The organism is Roseivivax halotolerans (assembly GCF_900115815.1).
GTDB classification, from domain to species: Bacteria; Pseudomonadota; Alphaproteobacteria; order Rhodobacterales; family Rhodobacteraceae; genus Roseivivax; species Roseivivax halotolerans.
The window spans coordinates 52,397-71,016 of record NZ_FOXV01000013.1; the positions used below are offsets into that span (position 1 = coordinate 52,397).

General features: G+C 64.8%; 20 protein-coding genes. 6 read left to right on the plus strand and 14 right to left on the minus strand.

The features are described from left to right. The first annotated feature begins 105 nt into the window (after positions 1-105). The 4 genes from BM171_RS15450 to BM171_RS15465 all read left to right on the plus strand — a co-directional run bounded on the left by BM171_RS15450 (position 106) and on the right by BM171_RS15465 (position 3,689). On the plus strand, positions 106-999 hold the full coding sequence (locus BM171_RS15450) for a PfkB family carbohydrate kinase (protein ID WP_093014469.1): 894 nt from the start codon (positions 106-108) through the stop codon (positions 997-999). Further along, positions 996-1,910 (plus strand): pseudouridine-5'-phosphate glycosidase, encoded by a 915-nt coding sequence (locus BM171_RS15455; RefSeq protein WP_093014472.1) that lies wholly within the window; start codon positions 996-998, stop codon positions 1,908-1,910. Before BM171_RS15450 ends, BM171_RS15455 begins: the two co-directional genes overlap by 4 nt. 80 nt (positions 1,911-1,990) lie before the next feature. Beyond that, positions 1,991-2,686 (plus strand): DUF502 domain-containing protein, encoded by a 696-nt coding sequence (locus BM171_RS15460; protein WP_093014475.1) that lies wholly within the window; start codon positions 1,991-1,993, stop codon positions 2,684-2,686. Between the two features lie 94 nt (positions 2,687-2,780). Next, the gene (locus tag BM171_RS15465; protein WP_093014478.1) at positions 2,781-3,689 is read left to right on the plus strand and encodes a calcium/sodium antiporter; all 909 of its coding nucleotides are present in this window, start codon (positions 2,781-2,783) and stop codon (positions 3,687-3,689) included. Here BM171_RS15465 and BM171_RS15470 read toward each other — a convergent pair. From BM171_RS15470 to BM171_RS15500, 7 genes are all read right to left on the minus strand, one after another. Continuing rightward, positions 3,682-4,716, minus strand: a complete 1,035-nt coding sequence (locus BM171_RS15470) for a patatin-like phospholipase family protein (protein WP_093014481.1) — start codon at positions 4,714-4,716, stop codon at positions 3,682-3,684. The two genes, BM171_RS15465 and BM171_RS15470, sit on opposite strands and share 8 nt — an antisense overlap. Positions 4,717-4,788: 72 nt before the next feature. Continuing rightward, entirely contained in the window at positions 4,789-5,478 is a 690-nt protein-coding gene (gene phoB, locus BM171_RS15475) for a phosphate regulon transcriptional regulator PhoB (RefSeq protein WP_093014484.1), read from the minus strand. 6 nt (positions 5,479-5,484) lie between these two features. Beyond that, positions 5,485-6,219: a phosphate signaling complex protein PhoU gene (gene phoU, locus BM171_RS15480; RefSeq protein ID WP_093014487.1), complete on the minus strand. Its 735-nt coding sequence runs from the start codon at positions 6,217-6,219 to the stop codon at positions 5,485-5,487. Between the two features lie 4 nt (positions 6,220-6,223). Then, positions 6,224-7,024, minus strand: coding sequence for a phosphate ABC transporter ATP-binding protein PstB (gene pstB, locus BM171_RS15485; protein ID WP_093014490.1), 801 nt, complete (start codon positions 7,022-7,024; stop codon positions 6,224-6,226). 15 nt (positions 7,025-7,039) lie between these two features. Further along, entirely contained in the window at positions 7,040-8,383 is a 1,344-nt protein-coding gene (gene pstA / locus BM171_RS15490) for a phosphate ABC transporter permease PstA (RefSeq protein WP_093014493.1), read from the minus strand. Continuing rightward, positions 8,380-9,843 carry a phosphate ABC transporter permease subunit PstC gene (pstC, locus tag BM171_RS15495; RefSeq protein WP_093014496.1) on the minus strand — a complete coding sequence of 488 codons (1,464 nt, stop codon included), beginning with the start codon at positions 9,841-9,843 and terminating at the stop codon, positions 8,380-8,382. Before pstC ends, pstA begins: the two co-directional genes overlap by 4 nt. Positions 9,844-9,929: 86 nt before the next feature. Then, positions 9,930-10,967, minus strand: a complete 1,038-nt coding sequence (locus BM171_RS15500) for a PstS family phosphate ABC transporter substrate-binding protein (protein ID WP_093014499.1) — start codon at positions 10,965-10,967, stop codon at positions 9,930-9,932. A gap of 276 nt (positions 10,968-11,243) precedes the next feature. Here BM171_RS15500 and trhA point away from each other — a divergent pair, with 276 nt between their 5' ends. Further along, positions 11,244-11,927 carry a PAQR family membrane homeostasis protein TrhA gene (gene trhA / locus BM171_RS15505; RefSeq protein WP_093014502.1) on the plus strand — a complete coding sequence of 228 codons (684 nt, stop codon included), beginning with the start codon at positions 11,244-11,246 and terminating at the stop codon, positions 11,925-11,927. Positions 11,928-11,931: 4 nt separating this feature from the next. Here the strand turns inward: trhA and BM171_RS15510 are convergent, their stop codons facing one another. From BM171_RS15510 to BM171_RS15535, 6 genes are all read right to left on the minus strand, one after another. Further along, positions 11,932-12,420, minus strand: a complete 489-nt coding sequence (locus BM171_RS15510) for a histidine phosphatase family protein (protein ID WP_217646732.1) — start codon at positions 12,418-12,420, stop codon at positions 11,932-11,934. A 72-nt stretch (positions 12,421-12,492) separates the two neighbouring features. Then, positions 12,493-13,509 (minus strand): sensor histidine kinase, encoded by a 1,017-nt coding sequence (locus tag BM171_RS15515; protein WP_093014505.1) that lies wholly within the window; start codon positions 13,507-13,509, stop codon positions 12,493-12,495. Further along, a complete protein-coding gene (locus BM171_RS15520; RefSeq protein WP_093014508.1) occupies positions 13,506-14,684 on the minus strand; it encodes a trans-sulfuration enzyme family protein in 1,179 nt (392 codons plus the stop codon). Before BM171_RS15520 ends, BM171_RS15515 begins: the two co-directional genes overlap by 4 nt. 67 nt (positions 14,685-14,751) lie before the next feature. Further along, entirely contained in the window at positions 14,752-15,273 is a 522-nt protein-coding gene (locus BM171_RS15525; protein WP_093014511.1) for a gamma carbonic anhydrase family protein, read from the minus strand. Continuing rightward, complete coding sequence (gene gmk, locus BM171_RS15530; RefSeq protein ID WP_093014514.1) at positions 15,270-15,917, minus strand: guanylate kinase; 648 nt, start codon at positions 15,915-15,917, stop codon at positions 15,270-15,272. The genes BM171_RS15525 and gmk overlap by 4 nt, the downstream gene beginning before the upstream one ends. Positions 15,918-15,922: 5 nt before the next feature. Then, positions 15,923-16,813: a YicC/YloC family endoribonuclease gene (locus tag BM171_RS15535; RefSeq protein WP_093014517.1), complete on the minus strand. Its 891-nt coding sequence runs from the start codon at positions 16,811-16,813 to the stop codon at positions 15,923-15,925. 195 nt (positions 16,814-17,008) lie between these two features. Between BM171_RS15535 and BM171_RS15540 the strand changes: the two genes are divergently transcribed. Further along, positions 17,009-17,659, plus strand: a complete 651-nt coding sequence (locus BM171_RS15540) for a PAS domain-containing protein (RefSeq protein ID WP_093014520.1) — start codon at positions 17,009-17,011, stop codon at positions 17,657-17,659. 30 nt (positions 17,660-17,689) lie between these two features. Here the strand turns inward: BM171_RS15540 and BM171_RS15545 are convergent, their stop codons facing one another. Next, complete coding sequence (locus BM171_RS15545; protein ID WP_093014522.1) at positions 17,690-18,601, minus strand: UTP--glucose-1-phosphate uridylyltransferase; 912 nt, start codon at positions 18,599-18,601, stop codon at positions 17,690-17,692. Positions 18,602-18,620: the final 19 nt, after the last annotated feature.

An 18,620-nucleotide genomic window follows, 5' to 3' on the forward strand; every position in this document is an offset into this window, starting at 1 on the left:
GTCAGCACGTGGGGCGGCGTCCTGAATGTCAAGGGTCGCGGGCATGGCCTTTCGCTTGACGGCATCTCGCTTGCGGATGGCCGCGCCGCGCGCCAAAAGGAGCGCATGACCGACACGCCCGACATCCTTTGCATCGGCTCCGTCCTATGGGACGTGATCGGCCGCGCGCCGTCGCATATGGAAAAGGGCGCAGACGTGCCGGGCCGGATCATCCGCCTGCCAGGCGGCGTCGCGCTCAATATCGCGATGACGCTCGCGCGCTTCGGGATGCGCCCTGCGCTTCTGAGCGCGGTCGGCCGCGACCCCGAGGGCAACGAGCTCCTGGCGCAATGCCGTGGGTTCGGCCTCGAGACGTTGCATGTCTACCGCTCCGAGGATCTGCCGACCGACCGCTACATGGCCGTGGAAGGCGCGAACGGGCTGATCGCGGCCATCGCCGACGCGCATTCGCTGGAAGCTGCCGGCGCGAAGATCCTGCGCCCCCTGCGCTCCGGCGCGCTCGGGGAAAAGGATGCGCCCTATGCCGGGCCCATCGCCATCGATGGCAACCTGACCGAACGGCTTCTCGAAGAGATCGCGCATGATCCGTCGCTCGCCGCGGCCGATCTGCGGATCGCGCCCGCCTCTCCCGGCAAGGCTGAGCGGCTCTTGCCGTTCCTTCGCGCCGGGCGCGGCACGCTCTACGTCAATCTCGAGGAGGCCGGGATCCTTTGCCAGACCCGGTTCGACCGGGCCGAGGACGCGGCCCGCATGCTCTGCGAGCGCGGCGCGGCACGCGCTCTTGTCACGGACGGCTCGAACATGGCCGCAGATGCAACCTCCGAGGAGTGCATCACCGCCGATCCGCCGCGCGTCCTCGTCACGCGCGTAACCGGCGCGGGCGACACCTTCATGGCTGCCCATATCGCAACCGAAGCCCGCGGCGCCGCGCGCGCCGACGCACTGACCCGCGCGCTTGCTGCCGCGGCGCAATACGTCTCAGGAGAAACCCCATCATGAGCCTTGTGACCCTGTCCCGCGCGGTTTCCGATGCCCTCGATAAAGGCCGGCCCGTTGTCGCGCTCGAATCGACGATCATCACCCATGGTCTGCCGCAGCCGCAGAACCTCGAGGTGGCGCGCCGCATCGAGGCTACGATCCGCGAGAACGGCGCGGAGCCTGCGACGATCGCTGTGATCGAGGGCGTGCTCTGCGTCGGGCTTGAAGACGCGCAGCTCGAATATCTGGCCGCCGCCGAGCGTGTCGCCAAGCTGTCGCGCGCCGACATGGCGGTCTGCATGGCCGAGGGCCGGACCGGCGCGACCACGGTTGCCGCCACGATGATCGCCGCGCGGATGGCCGGCATCGAGGTCTTCGCCACGGGCGGCATTGGCGGCGTGCATCGCGGCGCGGAGACGAGCTTCGACGTCTCCGCCGACCTTCAGGAACTCGCACGCTCTCCCGTCACGGTGGTCGCGGCCGGGGCCAAGGCGATTCTCGATCTGCCGAAGACACTCGAAGTCCTGGAGACGCTTGGCGTGCCGGTCATTGCCCACGGACAGGACATGCTGCCCGCCTTCTGGTCGCGCTCCGCAGGCCTTCGGGCACCCTTGCGGATGGACGATCCCGCTGCGATGGCCCGCGCGCACCGGATGCGCCGACAGATGGGGCTCGATGGCGGCCAACTCGTCGCCAACCCGATCCCTGAAGAGGCCGAGATCCCCCGCACCGAGATGACGCCGATCATCGGCCGCGCCATGCAGGACGCGGCCGACCACGGAATTTTCGGCAAGGATGTCACGCCCTATCTTCTCCAGCGCATCTACGAGCTGACGGAGGGCCGGTCGCTCGAGGCGAACGTGGCGCTCGTTCTCAACAATGCCGTTCTCGCGGCCCGGATTGCATCGGAATTGGTCGAACTGCCCGCCTGACGGGCAGAAACCCGGCGAAACCCGTTGTAGTTGCCGCTTGCGCGTCATAGCACTTGAACACGACAGACCGCGTGGCAGCCATGAGCGAACCTTTCGATCCAAAACCGCCGAAACCCGGCCTTTTTTCCGCGTTCCGGACCTCGTTCCTGACCGGGATCGTGGTGATCGCACCGGTCGGACTGACGATCTGGCTGATCTGGACGGTCATCGGATGGATCGACGCCTTCGTGCTGCCGCTGGTGCCGTCGCGCTTCAATCCCGAGGAATATATCGGGATCAACCTGCGCGGCATTGGCGTCATCTTCCTTTTGCTCTTCACGGTCTTCGTGGGCTGGGTCGCCAAGGGCCTGATCGGGCGCTCGCTCATCCGCTGGGGTGAGAGCGTCGTTCTCAGGATGCCCATCGTGCGCTCGGTCTATTCCGGCGTGAAACAGATCGCCGAGACCGTTTTCGTCCAGTCCGAGCGCAGCTTCGAGAAAGCCTGCCTCATCGAGTACCCGCGCAAGGGAATCTGGGCGATCGGCTTCATCTCGACCGACACGAAGGGCGAGGTATCGCGCAAGGCGGTGACATCGGGCGGGCTCGTTTCGGTCTTCGTGCCCACAACGCCGAACCCCACGTCGGGCTTCCTGTTGTTCTTCCCCGAGGAGGACGTGATCGAGCTTGAGATGTCGCTCGAGGATGCCGCGAAACTGGTGATTTCGGCCGGTCTTGTTTATCCCAATCCGAAGGATCCCTCCCAGCCTTTGGCCGAGCCAGCGCGGGCCGCGGAATAATTCTCGCGCCGCACTTGCGGCGGGTTGGGCGGCGCACGATCTGACACGAACGACAGGACGCGCGGCATCGGGCTGCGCGTCACAAGGACACTTCATGGATCTTCTTCTCGCAGCGGCAGGACTTGCCGCCTTGTTCTTCGGCGGTGATCGTTTCGTCGGCGGCTCGGTCGCCATCGCGCGCCGGTTCAATGTCTCCCCGATGGTGATCGGCCTCACCCTGGTCGGTTTCGGCACCTCGCTGCCAGAACTCGTGACCTCGCTCCGCGCCGCCGAGCAGGGCGTGCCGGGCATCGCCCTTGGCAACGTCGTTGGCTCGAACATCGCCAATATCCTTCTGATCCTGGGCCTCGCCGCCCTCTTGTCGCCGATCGCGGTCGACCGGATCGGGTTCCGGCGTGACGGCGCGTGGCTGATGGCGGCGACGCTGTCCGCGCTCTTCCTCGCCTTCGTGCCGGTGATGGGGCGCGGTTTGGGGCTGGCCTTCGTCGCGGGACTTGCCGCGTTCCTGATCGCGTCCTTCCGCAGCGGTGCAGCGCCCGAGGAGGCGCCGGAGACCGACGCCAAATTGCCCCGCGCCGCCTTCGATACCGCGCTCGGGCTCGGACTTACCATCGCGGGCGCCGTGATGCTGGTTCCGGGCGCGACGGGCATCGCGCGCGGGCTCGGCGTCTCTGAGACGGTGATCGGCCTCACGCTCGTCGCGGTGGGCACCTCCCTGCCCGAGCTCGTGACCTCCGTGGTGGCCGCGCGCAAAGGTCAGGCAGAGATCGCGTTTGGCAACGTCATCGGCTCCAACATCTTCAACCTCTTCGGTATCCTTGGCGCCACTGCGCTCTACAAGCCGCTGCCCATAGATCCGGGCATCGCGTCCCGCGATATCTGGGTGATGCTGGCGGCGACCGTCGCGCTCGTGGCTGTGGCCTTCGCCGCCGGACGCATCGGGCGGATCGCCGGCGGCGCGGCGCTTCTTGTCTATGTCGGATATTGCGCCGCGATCAGTTGAACATCGACACGAGGTCTGCGGTCTGACGCAGGTTGAGGTCTTCCTTGTGTCCGGCAAGGAAGGCCTCGGCCGTCTCGCGCCCGGCTTGTTTGAGCTGGGCGATGATGGACGGCACCGGAACCATCTTGGTTGCGACCGAGAGATCGTTCATCAAGTCGTCATCCGCGATCATGTGCACCAGCACGTTCTTCATGTGCCCAGGCGTGACGGCACCGTCCCGGATGAGGCGCTGCACGAACTCGATCGCGCGCAGCTCTTTCAGGAGCGCCGAATTGAAGCTGATCTCGTTGATCCGGTTCTGGATCTCGGGCGCGGTCTGCGGCACCTCTTCGCGGATCAGCGGATTGATGTTCACGATCACCACGTCATCCGGCAGATCCTTGGCATAGAGCGGGAACAGCGGCGGATTGCCGGAATACCCGCCGTCCCAGCAGGACACGCGGTCTCCGGTCAGCGGGCAGTCCACCTCGACGGCTTGAAAGAGCGTCGGAAGGCACGCCGAGGCCATGATCGCTTCGGAGGTGATGTTCTCGCCCGAGAAAACCCGGATCTTGCCGTCACTCACCGCCGTCGCCCCCACGAAGAGACGCGGCCCCCCTGCCCCGCAGACCGCGTCGAAATCGAGCGCGGCGACGATCGGCTCGAGCGGATTGCGGTAGACCGGCCCCCAGGCATAAGGCGAGACCACGCGGCTGGTCGTGTCCGCGATTGCGAAGGCGGGCGAATAGGACATCGCGAGCGAGGTGAGGCCCAGATGCGGCAACCATGCGTTCATCCAGTCCGGCAAGGCCAGAGATTTGACCTGCGCCACCTCGTGCCAAAGCCAGTCGAGCGCGGCACGCGCGCCCTCGCGACCGCCCTTCTGCCATCCTGACTTGATCGCCGCGCCGTTGAGCGCCCCGGCCGACGTGCCCGAAATCGCCGCGATCTCGATCTCCTCGTCCTCGAGCAGCCGGTCGACCACACCCCAGGTGAACGCGCCATGCGCTCCGCCGCCTTGCAGGGCCAGGTTTATGCGTTTGGTCAAAGTCAAAGCTCCGTCACACCGTGTCCGGTGCAGAGCCTAATGCTGCGACGCAGCATTGCAAGCCCGCCTTCGTCAGCCGAGTGCGTAGCCTGCGCCGCGGACCGTCCGCAGCACGTCGGTGCCACCGTGCTGCGACAGCGCTTTCCGAAGACGCCCCACATGCACGTCGACTGTCCGGGTGTCGACATAGACGTCGCGGCCCCAGACCCGGTCGAGCAGTTGCTCGCGGCTCCAGACACGGCCCGGCTTTTCCATGAAGGTCGAGAGCAGTCGGAATTCGGTCGGTCCGAGCTTCAGCGGCTTGCCTTCGCGCGTCACCCGATGCGTCTCGGAGTCGAGCAGGATGCCCTCGAACTCGAGCTGCTGGCCCGCCGAAGCCGGCCGGGTCCGCCGCAGCTGCGCGCGCACACGCGCCATGAGCTCGATCACCGAATACGGCTTCACCACGTAGTCGTCCGCGCCCGTCTCGAGCCCCCGCACCCGGTCCACCTCTTCGGAGCGGGCCGAGAGCATGATGACGGGCACGCCCCGGCTTTCCGGTCGGATCTTGATCTGGCGGCAAACCTCGATGCCCGAAAGCTTGGGCAGCATCCAGTCGAGGATCACGAGATCGGGCCGCTCTTCCTCGAAGAGCATGATCGCCTCTTCCCCGTCCTCTGCGCGCGCGACGTGAAATCCTTCCGCTTCGAGATTGTAGCTCAGGACTTCGCGTTGCGCGGCCTCATCCTCGACAACGAGCACAGTGGGTCTTGCGCCGGTCATCCGTTCTTACTCCTCGGAATCCTGAACCGAGTATTTCGGATCGAAGGATGTGCGGTCTACCTTCTCGCGCGGCAGATCATCGGCTGCGCCCGTCACCACGAAAATCACCTGCTCGGCGATCGAGGTGACGTGGTCGCCCATCCGCTCGATGTTCTTGGCGATGAAATGCAGATGCATACAGGCCGTGATGTTGCGCGGATCTTCGAGCATGAAGGTCAGGATCTCGCGGAAGAGCGTGTTGTACATCCGGTCGATCTCGGAATCGCGCGCGATCACGTCACGCGCCAGCTCCGCATCACGCTGGATATAGGCGTCGAGCGAATCCTTCAGCATCAGCTCCACGTCGCGGGCCATGCGCCGCAGCGAGGAGGCCGAGCCGTTCACCGGCTGAAGCTGCGACAAGACGCTCGTGCGCTTGGCCATGTTTTTTGCCAGGTCGCCGATCCGTTCGAGGTTCGCCGACATCCGCATGACCGAGAGAACCACGCGCAGGTCGGAGGCAGCGGGGGCGCGCAGCGCGATGACGCGGGCCGCTTCCTCGTTGAGGCTGTCCTCGAGCGCATCGACCGCCTTGTCGCCTTGGCGGACCTGCTCGGCCAGCTCCTCGTCGCGCGTCTCAAGGCTCTTCGCGCCGTCGCGGATCTGGGTTTCCACCAGACCGCCCATTTTCATGATCATCGCCTGGATGCCTTCGAGATCGCGGTCGAAGGCCGAGAGGATGTGCCGGTTCATGTCGCTCATAATATCATCCGATCCGGCCGGTAATGTAGCTTTCTGTCCGGCTGTCCTGTGGGTTTGTGAAAATCTTGTCGGTATCACCGTACTCGACGAGGTTGCCGAGGTGGAAAAATGCCGTTTTCTGGCTGACGCGGGCCGCCTGCTGCATCGAGTGCGTGACGATCACCACCGAGTAATCCTGGCGCAGCTCGTCGATCAGTTCCTCGACCTGGCCCGTCGCGATCGGGTCGAGCGCGGAGCACGGCTCGTCCATCAGGAGAACCTCGGGCTCGGTCGCGACCGCGCGTGCGATACACAGGCGCTGCTGCTGACCGCCCGACAGACCCGTTCCGGGCGCATCGAGGCGATCCTTCACCTCGTCCCAGATCGCGCCGCGTCGCAGAGCCTTCTCGACGATCTCGTCAAGCTCGGCCTTGTTCTTGGCGAGGCCGTGGATTTTCGGGCCGTAGGCGACATTGTCGTAGATCGACTTCGGGAACGGGTTCGGCTTCTGGAACACCATGCCGACCTTTGCACGCAGCTGCACCGGATCGACGCGGCGGTCATAGATGTCCTCGCCGTCGATCTCGATCAGGCCCTCGATGCGGGCGATGTCGATGGTGTCGTTCATCCGGTTGATACACCGCAGGAACGTGGACTTGCCGCAGCCCGACGGGCCGATGAACGCGGTCACGGTTTTGTCGAGGATATCGACCGACACGTCTTTGATCGCATGGGTGTCGCCGTAATAGACCTGCACCTCGCGGGCGGCGATCTTTGTATCTTTTGCGCTCACATCTCTCTCCGCACGGAATGGGGTATCGTACATTTTTTTCTAACCTCCTTACCAGCGACGCTCAAACCGGCGGCGCAGGAGAATGGCGATCGCGTTCATCGCGAACAGGAAGACAAGCAGGATGATGATCCCGCCCCAGGCTCGCTCGTAATAGGCCGGGTCGGCGCGCTTGGCCCATTCGTAGATCTGGGCGGGCATCGCCGAGTTGGGGTCGAGGAAGCCCGACGCGATGCCATCTGGATAGTTCGTCGCGATATAGCCGACCATGCCGATCAGCAGCAGCGGCGCGGTTTCGCCGAGCGCCTGAGCCAGGCCGATGATCGTGCCCGTGAGAATGCCCGGCAGGGCCAGGGGCAGCACATGGTGGAAGACCGACTGCATCTTCGAGGCACCGACGCCGAGCGCCGCCGCCCGGATCGAGGGCGGCACCGATTGCAGCGAGGCACGGGTCGAGATGATGATCGTCGGCAGCGTCATCAGCGTCAGCACGAGCCCACCCACGAGTGGGGCCGATTGCGGCAGGTGCATGAACTGGATGAACACGGCAAGGCCGAGGATACCGAAGACGATGGACGGCACCGCCGCGAGGTTCGAGATATTCACCTCGATGAGGTCGGTGAACTTGTTCTTGGGAGCGAATTCCTCAAGGTAGATCGAGGTCGCAACGCCGATGGGCAGCGACAGGCCGAGCACCACCAGCATCATGAAGAAGGAGCCCAGCATCGCAACGCCGATGCCGGCCTGCTCGGCACGGCTTTCGGACGCGTCCGTGCCGGTGATGAAGTCCCAGTTGAAGACCTTCCGGATCGAGCCGTTTTCCTGCATCGCATCCACGAGCTCGAGATGCGCGACATCGATATTGCGGTCGCGGGACGCGGAGTCGCGGTCGACGCGCCCTTTCAGGTAGCCGTCCACACGGCTGCCGGCGAGGATACGCACGTCGATCGTCTCGCCGATGAGGTCGGGATTGGCGATCACGCGGTCGCGGATGATCGCGGCGGCGGAGGCCGAGATCAGCGGCGACATGCCCCCCTCGTCTTCGAACTCGTCGCCGAAGCCGAGCTCCTGTGCGCGCTCCCAGACGGCCTCCGCGATGAGCGGATTATAGGTGAAGGTCGTGGCCGAGCTCGGGTTCTCGCGGTCGAGCCGCTCGGGATCGAGGTAGACCGGGACTTCGAGATAGGTCTGCTGGAAGGCGCTGACGCCGTTCCAGAGGATCGAGCCCAGAAGAACGACCAGGAAGAAGACGCCCGTCGCGATGGCGGCGATACCGTAATACTTGAACCGCTTCTCGGACGCGTTGCGCTTCTTGGTGCGCGCATCGACCGTGTGGATCGACCGGGCGCCGTTGTTCGAAGCGGCGGGGCTGGCCGGATTTGCTGCGTCGCTCATTCGTACTGCTCCCGGTACTTGCGGACGATGTAGAGGGCGAAGACATTCAGCCCCAATGTGATGACGAAGAGCGTCATGCCGAGGGCGAAGGCGACCAGCGCTTCGGGGCTCTGGAAGTCGGCATCGCCCGTCAACTGGCTGACGATCTTGGCGGTGACGGTGGTCATGGCCTCGAAGGGGTTGCCGGAGATCCGCGCGGCCGCGCCCGCCCCGAGAACCACGATCATCGTCTCGCCGATGGCGCGCGAGGCCGCGAGCAGGATCGCGCCCACGATGCCCGGCAGCGCCGCCGGCAGGATGACCTGCTTGATCGTCTCGGACTTTGTTGCGCCCAGTCCGTAGGAGCCGTCACGCATCGATTGCGGCACCGCGTTGATGATGTCGTCGGACAGCGAGGAGACGAAGGGGATAAGCATGATCCCCATCACGAGGCCCGCGGTCATGACCGCCGTACCTGCACGCATCCAGCCAAGCCCGCCATCGCCGAAGACGCTGAGGAGCAGCGGGCCGACTGTCAGAAGGGCGAAGAGACCGTAAACGATAGTCGGGATACCGGCGAGGATCTCGATCGCGGGCTTGGCAACGCCGCGTACCTTCTTGGAGGCGTATTCCGACAGGTATACCGCCGCGAAAAGGCCAATGGGCACGGCGACCAGAAGCGCGATCAGGGAGATGTAGAACGTGCCCCAAAGGAGCGGGAGGATGCCGAGCTCCGAGCCGCCGCCGAAGGAGGGCGACCAGGTCGTCGAGAAGAAGAACTCGGTGGCGGGATAGACCCGGAAGAATTCAATCGTGTTGAAGACGAGGCTCAGAATGATGCCGATGGTCGTAAGGATCGCGATGCAGGCGGCGGTGATAAGCAGGTAACGGACGCCGGTCTCGACGGTGTTCCGCGCCCTGAAATCCGGCGTCGACTCCCGCAGGGCATAGAGGAAGCCTCCAACAGCGAGCAAAAGAACAAAGCTGGTGCGCGCGATGTCACCGATCGCCGAGAAGCCCCGGTAGCGTTGCGCCGCCTCCAGAACGTTGGAATTGACCGCCGAACCGAGGGCAACGCCCGCTTCCGCGAGACGCTCGCGCACATCGGTGAACTCGGTGCGCATGTTCGCGGCGCGTTCGCGGGTGATGACGCCGCGCTCGATGGCGGTGTCGAGACCGTTCGCGACACGGCGCACGTCCGACATCACGAGGCTGATCGGACGTTCGGAACGTTCCGCCTCTTCCGCGAGATCGGCGCGGATCGTCGTCTCGACCGCGAGGGGCTGAAGGATCAGCCAGGCTGCGAGCGCGATCAGCGCCGGGACGGCCACCTTCATCGCGACGTTGGAGCCGTAATAGGAGGGCAGAGAATGAAGCTTGCGGTTGTCGCCCCCTGCCCCGGAAAGCGCTCGCTGCCGGCCGAGGACGTAGCCTACTGCAGCAAGTGCCAGGACGATGAGGACCAGCCAGGACGTGGGCATGATCGGATCCGTTCGGATTGGAGGGAGAGAAAAAGGGCGGCGATAACACGGCCGCCCTTTTCCGTCAGGTCAGAGGCGAGGGCGGCTTACGAGCCAGCGCCCATGGTCTCTTCGTTCTCGATCTTGGACTGGGTCGCGGCCAGTTCCGGATCGGGCACGAGGCCGTAATTGGCGAGCGGGCCGCCCGGGCCTGCGATCTCGTCGGAGACGAAGAAGGATGCGTATTCCTTCAGGCCGGGGATGACGCCGATATGTGCCTTCTTGATGTAGAAGAACAGCGGGCGGGAGACCGGGTACTCACCCGACGCGATGGTCTCGGTGGAAGGCTCGACGCCGCCCATCGTGGCCACTTTCAGCGTGTCGGTGTTGTTCTCGTAGAACGCCAGGCCGAAGACGCCGATGCCGTCGGGGTTGCTGTCGATACGCGCGAGCGTCTCGGTGTAGTCGCCGTCGATGTCGACGGATGCGCCGTCGGTGCGGACTGCCATGCACGCCGCTTCCGCGTCGTCCTCGGACATGCCCATTTCCATCATGGCTTCCATTGCGCCGGTGTCTTCGCAGCCCTGCAGAAGGACGTTCTCTTCGAAGACTTCACGGGTGCCGTGCTTGGTGCCCGGGATGAAGGCAGCGATGTCGACGGAGGGCAGATCGCCGTTCACGTCGGCCCAGGTCTGGTTCGGGTTGGCGACCATCTCGCCGTCCTGCGGGATCTCGGCGGCCAGGGCGCTGTACCAGTCGGAGGGTTCGAACGCGGTAAACTCGGGACCGTCGATCTGGCTTGCGAAGACGATGCCGTCATAGCCGATGCGAACCTCGATGATCTCTTCCACGCCGTTTGCGGCGCAGGTCTCGATCTCGCCTTCACGGATCGCGCGCGATGCGTTCGCGATGTCGATCGAGTTCTCGCCGACGCCTTCGCAGAAGCGCTTGAGGCCAGCGGAGGAACCGCCCGATTCCACGACCGGGGTCGGGAAGTCAAAGTTTTCGCCGAACGCTTCGGCGACGATCGACGCGTAGGGCAGCACGGTCGAGGAGCCGGCAACCTGCACGTTGTCACGGGACTGTGCGAAGGCCGGAGCCGCAACGGCAAGCGCCAGCGCGGAAACGGTAAGTGTCTTGGTCATGGATCACTCCATTCGAGTGTATGGGTTCAGTTCGTCCGAGCGCCCCCGGGGGAGCGAACTCGGGGGCAGGCCTAATGACAGGGCACAAAGCTTTTGTGACGGCGACGTAACGGTTTTATGACAACCGAAGCTCACTTGGCGTCAAGCCGCGCTCACGATCCCGGCAGGCCTCTTCCGCCGCCCGCTGGAGACGCTAAGTGTTTTCAGGAACACATGCCGCAATCTTGACCCTAGGAGCCCGGAATTCCGCCCGGTTTCTTTGCTAGGATACATTTCATGTTCCGCGATCTGACATATTGGGGTGCCGCCCTTCACGGCGGCGAACCTCTGAGCTTCCGGGCCTGGGCGGCGGATGCGCTGGTCAATATCGCAGGGCTGATTCTCGCTCTTGTCGGCGCCGGACTGCTTCTGGCGCAGGGAATCAGCGCCGGAAGCTCGGTCTTGACGATCCTCGCGCTATCGCTCTACTCGGCGGCGATGGTCGCGAGCTTCCTCGCCTCGCTCGTCTACAACTCAGGACCGTGGCACGAGGCGCGTCCGCTTCTGCGGCGGCTCGATCACGCGGCGATCTACATCAAGATCGCAGGGACCGGCACGCCCTTCGCGGCAATGATCGCAACGCCTTTCGCGCTCTCGATGCTGTCGGTCGTCTGGATCCTCGCGCTCTACGGCGCCTCGCGGAAACTTCTCTTCTGGTATGCGCCGGGCCGTTACGATCCGCTGCTGTATCTTGCGCTTGCGTGGTTTTCGGCCGTGCCCGTCATCGCCCTGCCCGGCGTCGCGCCGATGGCCGTCATCTGGCTGATGCTCGCGGGCGGGCTCGTCTATACGGGCGGCGTTGCGATCTATGTCCGGCACGATTGGCCCTATGCACGCGCCACCTGGCACGCTTTCGTCATCATCGCGGCGGGATGCTTCTACGCGGCGCTGCGCGTCGGTGCTCCGGGAACGCTCTACTAGGGCGCTACGAGCCGAAACGCGTCATCGCGACGCTGATACGTCCGGTCTCGTCTGCGCGCACGAAGGCCAGATCGCCGTAGGCAAGCGGTGCATCCCCAGTGAGGTCAAGCACGTCCCACATCGGGGCGATATTGCCCTTGTTGCCGACCCATAGGATTGTGCGACCCGCATTCCCGGCAAGGATCTTCGGCGTCACGTCAAAGTCTGGCACCGTCTCTATGCTGAGCCCCTGAGCCTCGGCGAGCGGCTCGGCTGTCGCGATGTTCCTGCGATAGCTCGTGGAATAGATCCGGTCGATGTCAGTGTCCGCGAGAGCCGATGCCAGCGCCTCGGCCCGCGCAACGCCCGCCGGGGTGAGCGCATCGCCATCCTTCTCGCCGTGGCGGACAACGATCAGCGTGATGCCCGGCGGAAGCGTGACGGACTGCGTTCTTGGGGTGCAAGCCATAAGGCAGCCGAGCCCCAGCCCTGTCAGAAATTGCCGACGCTCCATTTCCTGCCCCCCTGATCCTCCCGAAGCTTACGCTGCCTTTCCGCAAGAGCGCAATTGCGCACATTGGCAGGCTCAGCGTGGAAGGATAACGGTGACTTCCGTGCCCTCGCCCGGCGTCGAATCAACGCGGATGCGCCCGCGATGGCGGTTGACGATATGCTTGACGATCGCGAGGCCGAGCCCCGTTCCGCCCTTCTCGCGCGAGCGGTCGGAATCGACGCGGTAGAAGCGCTCGGTCAGACGCGGCAGGTGAACAGGATCGATGCCCGCGCCGGTATCCGACACGACGATCCGCACGCCCTCGTCGCGCACGGGGGCCTCGTAGCCGGGATGCGTGACGGTGATGGTCACCCTTGCGCCCTTCCCGGCATACTTGATGGCGTTCTCCGTGAGGTTGACGAGCACTTGGCGAAGCTGATCGGAATCGCCGCGGATCTCCACTTCGGGCGGCGTGTCGGTGGCGATCTCGACCCCCGCGTCCTCGGCGATGCGCGAAAGGCCAAGCGCGACCGACTTGACCAGCGAGGCCAGATCGAGCCGGGCGGTCGGACGCACCCGTTCTTCCGCCTCGACCCGGCTCAGCGACAGAAGATCCGCGATGAGGCGGTTCATCCGCTCGGCCTCGGCTCCCATCACGTTCAGAAAGCGATCCCGCGCCGCCGCATCGTCGCGTGCAGGGCCCCGCAATGTCTCGATGAACGAGATTAGCGCGGTCAGAGGTGTCTTCAGCTCGTGACTGACATTGGCGACGAAATCCCGCCGCATCTGCATCGCCCGCTCGAGCGTGGTCTCGTCCTCGAAACTCACGAGGATGCCGCTGCCAGGGACGGCGCGGACGCTCACGCGGAACGTCGTGTCCTGCTGTCCGTCATTCGTAAGATAGCGTGCATCCTTGGGCTTGCCGTCGCGCATCACCGACTCGACCGCGTCGAGCACCGCGGGCTGGCGCAAGGCGGTGATGAAGTGCCGCCCCATCAGACCCTTGCCCAGGAGGTTCTGGGCCAGCGCGTTAGCCGCCTCGATCCGCTCGTCCCGGCGGATCAGAAGCGCCGCGATGGGCAGAGCCTCAAGGAAGCCCGTGGGCGTCATGCACGTGCAGCCGCAAGCCCGGCATCGAAGGCCGCGATCAGCGCGTCGGGATCTTCGAGGCCGACGGAGACGCGGAAAAAGCCTTCGGACATTCCGAGCGCCGCTCGCCGCTCCGCCGAAAGCGCGCGGTGCGAGGAGGATGCCGGATGCGACAGCGTGGTGCCGACGTCCCCCAGCGTCGGGGCGAAGGCGATATCGGCAGCCCCTTGAGTGAAGGCATTGGCCGCCTTTCGCCCGCCTTCGATCTCGAAACTCACCATGTTGCAGCCCTGCCCCCGCAAAAGCCCCTGCGCGCGGGCGCGGTCGGGGTGATCGTCCCGCGTCGGATAGAGAACCTTTGTAACACCTTTCTGACGGGCCAGATGCGCGGCGAGCCGCTCCGCCGTCTCCTGTACACGGGCAAAGCGCAAGGGGAAGGTCATCATGCCCCGTTCCGCCAGCCAGCAATCGAAGGGCGACGGCGTCATGCCGGTCGTCACCGCGAAATCGTAGATCGCCTTGCGCTGCACGGGATCTTTCGCGCCAACCCAGCCGAGCGTCACGTCCGAATGGCCGGCCAGGAGCTTGGTGACAGAGTGCAGCACGATGTCCGCGCCATGCTCTATCGGCTTGATCGCGGCGGGCGTGGTGAAGGTGTTGTCGACGACGAGTATCACGCCCCTCTCGCGGCACGCCTCGGCGATGCCGTCGAGATCGGCCATCCTGAGCGTCGGGTTCGAAACCACCTCGATCAACGCGAGCTTCGTCTCGGGGCGGATCGCGGCGGCGAAGCCAGCGGCATCGGTCGGATCGGCCAGCGAGGTCTCGATCCCGAGTCGCGGCAGATCCTCCGACATCAGGCGCAGCGACCGCCCGTAGAGCTGATCGCCGCCGAGGACGTGATCTCCGGCTTTGGTCAGACCCAGAAGCACCGCCGTCACCGCCGCCATGCCCGAGCCGAGGGTCAGGCCGGCTTCCATCCCCTCCATCCGCGCAACGGCGCTGGCGACGAGATCGGCATTGGGGTGACCTTCGCGGGCATAGGTGTGGCCCTGCGCCCTGCCCTCGTATTGATCGTCGAGCGCATCGGGTGTCTCCGAGGCATAGACGACAGACGGCTGAATGCCGTTCACCACCGGTTTCGATGCGCCGACCGACAGGACATCGGGGCGTTGCAAGGTCTTCTTGGTGCTCATGGTGTTCCTCTTCGGACCGGGCTGCGAAAGCCCCTGCCACTCTCTATGCCAGCGTTGCGCGACTGTTTCAGACCGGTTTCAGCCCGTCACGGAAGCGCGCCGCGTTTTCCTGGTATTTCAAGGCCGAGGCCTGAAGCATCTGGATCGCCTGCGCGTCAAGCTCGCGCACGACCTTGCCCGGCATGCCCATGACAAGACTGCCATCGGGGATTTCCTTGTCTTCGGTCACGAGCGCCCCCGCGCCGATCAGGCAATTCTTTCCGATCTTCGCCCCGTTGAGGATCGTCGCACCCATGCCGATCAACGTGTTCTCCCCGATGATGCAGCCGTGCAGCATGACCTTGTGACCGATGGTGCACCCCGCCCCGATCGTCAGCGGACAGCCCGGATCGGTATGGCAAACGACATTTTCCTGGATGTTTGTGCCGTCGCCGACCGTGATCGGCTCGTTGTCGCCGCGCAGCGTCGCGCCGAACCAGACGGAAGCTTTCGCGCCGAGGATGACCTGGCCGATCACGTTGGCATCGTGCGCGACCCAGGCGCTTTCGTCGATGGTCGGTTTAACGTCGTCCAAAGCAAACAGCGTCATATCACTCCCTCCTCGAATTCCGATTGCAGCTTGCGAACGTGGTCCGTCAGGCCAGGCTGCTGCGAGCGCCGAAGCCGTGTCGCGGTCACAATGGATTTGAGCCGCTCCTCGGTCTCGTCGAGATCATTGTTGATAAGGACGAAATCATAGCCGTCCCAATGGCTGATCTCGTCCCAGCTTTTCTGCATACGCTTCTCGATAACGTCCGGGCCGTCCTGTCCGCGCGTCTCGAGCCGTCGCTTCAACTCCCGGATGGAGGGCGGCAGCAGGAAGATCGAAAGCGTGTGCATACCGAGCGCGGAATTGCGGATCTGCTGAGCGCCCTGCCAGTCGATATCGAAAAGCACGTCCTGACCGTTGTCGATGGCGTTCGACACTGGCCCTTTGGGCGAGCCGTAGAAATTCCCGAAGACATGGGCATGTTCCAGCATCTCGCCATTCCCAACCTGCCGCTTGAAATCGGTGTCGGAAAGAAAGCGGTAATCCTGTCCGTCGACCTCTCCGGGGCGCGGCGCGCGGGTGGTGGCCGAGACCGAGAAGACGATGCGGTCGTCCCAGCTCCGCAAGCGGCGCGCCAAGGTCGATTTCCCGGCGCCCGAGGGAGAGGACAGGATGATGAGAAGGCCTCTGCGGTCGGTTTCCATGTGCCTCACTCCACGTTCTGAACCTGTTCGCGCATCTGATCGATGAGCGTCTTCAACTCGAGCCCGACCTCCGTCAGCGGCGCGGAGCCGGCCTTGGAGCAGAGCGTGTTGGCCTCGCGGTTGAACTCCTGGCAGAGGAAGTCGAGCTTGCGCCCGATGGGCCCGGTCTCGGCGAGCATTGCGCGAGCCGAAGCTACATGTGCGCGCAGCCGGTCGATTTCCTCGGTGATGTCAGACTTCACCGCGATCAGCGCGAGTTCCTGTGCGATCCGCGCTTCGTCGACCCCGTCGGTATTCTGGATGACGCGGGAAAGCTGCGTGCGGAGACGGCTCGCCTGCTCCTCGCGCCTTGCATCGGCGCGCGTTTCCGCCTCCGCGACAAGTGCCTCGATTGCGCCGAGCTGCCGCTCGATCACCTCACCGAGCGCCTGTCCCTCCGATGCGCGGGCGGAGATGAAAGTGGTCAGAAGCGCGTCGAATTCGTGCACCAGGCGCGCCCGCAGGGCCTCGAGGTCAGGTGCCGATTGCACCTCTTCCATGATGCCGCGGACCGAAAGAAGCTCGGCGGCGCTCGGCGTAGTGAGGCTGACACCCTCCGCCTGAGCGGCGGCTTCGATACGGGCGACGGCGGCAAGCACGTCAGAAAGCGCGGTCTCGTTGATCGCCATCCGCGCGCCGGTATCCTCGGCGGTGACCTTGAGGGAGACGGAGATCGACCCGCGCGCGAGCCGTGCCTGCGCGGCGCTCCTAAGGCTTGCCTCGAGACCCGAGATCCAGTCCGGCACGCGGAAGCGCAGATCGAGCCCCTTGCCGTTCACGCCCCGCATGTCCCACGACCAGGAGAGCCCCTCGCCCGCGCCGTCCGCAGAAGCGAACCCTGTCATCGATTGGCGCATTCGCCCCCCGTTTCACCTGCCTCTCAGCCTTCGGGTTACGGCACGGGATGGCGCAAGGCAAGCGATGCGGATGTTAACCAGCGGTCGCGAAATATGGCGCAATTTGGGCAAAAGTGGCGTAATTAAGACTTCGGTAAGCATAGTGGCCCAAGCCTTTCAAAGGCTCGCCGCCTCGATGGAACAGAGGACAGAGAGATGACAGGCGATTGGCATGGCGGAACCGGCTACGTCTCCCTTTGCGAGCGGAGCCGCGAACGCCAGCGGCGTGCCTTGCGCCTGATCGAGACCTACTGGCAAGATCTGTCGCGCGATGCTTGCGGCATACCGGAGCGCGCCGCCGTAGATCCGCGCAGGATCGAAGACGGGTTGGAATACGCCTTTCTTCTGCAACGTATCGCGCCCGGACAAGCGCGGCTGAGGATCGCCGGGGCGCATCTCAACGACCTGACAGGGATGGAGGTCGCGGGCCTCCCGCTTTCCGCGCTGATCCTGCCCGATCACCGTGCCCGACTTGCGAAGGCGCTCGAAGCTATGTTCCGCGATGGGGGCATTCTGCGCGCGGAGATGTCGGCGCAAACCGGCTTTGGCCGACCCGAGCTGCGTGCGGAGATGACGGTCCTGCCGCTGAGGTCGGAAAGCGGTCAGGTCGACCGCGCTATCGGCGGGCTGATCACGATTGGCAAGATCGGAAGAACGCCGCGAAGGTTCGAGTTGGGCGCACTCAAGGTGCAGAAAGTCGGTGCGCCCTCTCGCGAGATGCCGGTCACAGGATTTGCCGAAGCGCCAACGCCCTTCGCGCCGTCCCGGCTGCAGCCGCATCTGCGACTTGTCGTCTGCAACGATTGAAGCGCGGACCCGCGAGCCCGCGCCAGACCTTTATTCCGCAGCCGTTGCGAGTGTGGGCTGCGTTCCCGACAGAACCGACGCGTAACTCGCATCCCCTGCCGCATAGGCCATCGTCGCGGCCAGCATTCCCTGTTTGGAGCCGCAATCGTAGCGCGTGCCCGAGAAGCGGAAGCCGCAGAGCCCGATACTATCGGCACCGGCGGCAATCGCGTCCGTCAGCTGGATCTCTCCGCCAGCTCCCGGCGGCAGACCGTCAAGCGCGTCAAAGATGGATGCGTCGAGCACGTAGCGCCCGACGACCGCATGGCGCGACGGCGCATCGGCGGGCTCCGGTTTCTCGACCATGCCCTTGGCGAGGATCAGCGGACCGTCCGTGCCAGTGACATCGAGAACGCCGTAAGATTTCACCTCGTCCTCGTCGACCTCCATCGTCGCCACCATATGCCCCGCTTTCGACGGATCGTAGGCGTCGATCATCTCTTGAACGCAGCCTGGCTCCCCGAGGATCAAATCGTCCGGCAGGATGATAGCGACAGGTCCGGGCAGGACGTCGTCCTTCGCGCAAAGAACCGCATGGCCGAGGCCGAGAGGCTCCGGCTGCATCACGAAGCGCACCTGCATCTCGGTCTCGCACAGCGCGTTCTCGTGCAACATGTCGGCAAGACGTGCCTTGCCACGTTCGCGGAGCGTGGTCTCGAGCTCCTCGTCTTCGCGGACATAGCGTTCGATCGCGTCCTTGGAGGGATGGCTCACGAAGACCATGCGCTCGATCCCGGCAGCTCGCGCCTCGTCTATGGCAAACTGGATCAGCGGAGTGTCGAGCACCGGCAGAAGCTCCTTCGGGGTCGCCTTGGTGGCGGGAAGAAACCGGGTTCCGAGCCCCGCCACCGGGAAGATCGCAGTCCTGACCGGATTGGAACTGACGGTTGCTTTGAGGTCCATATCTGCGTGCTCCTTGCGG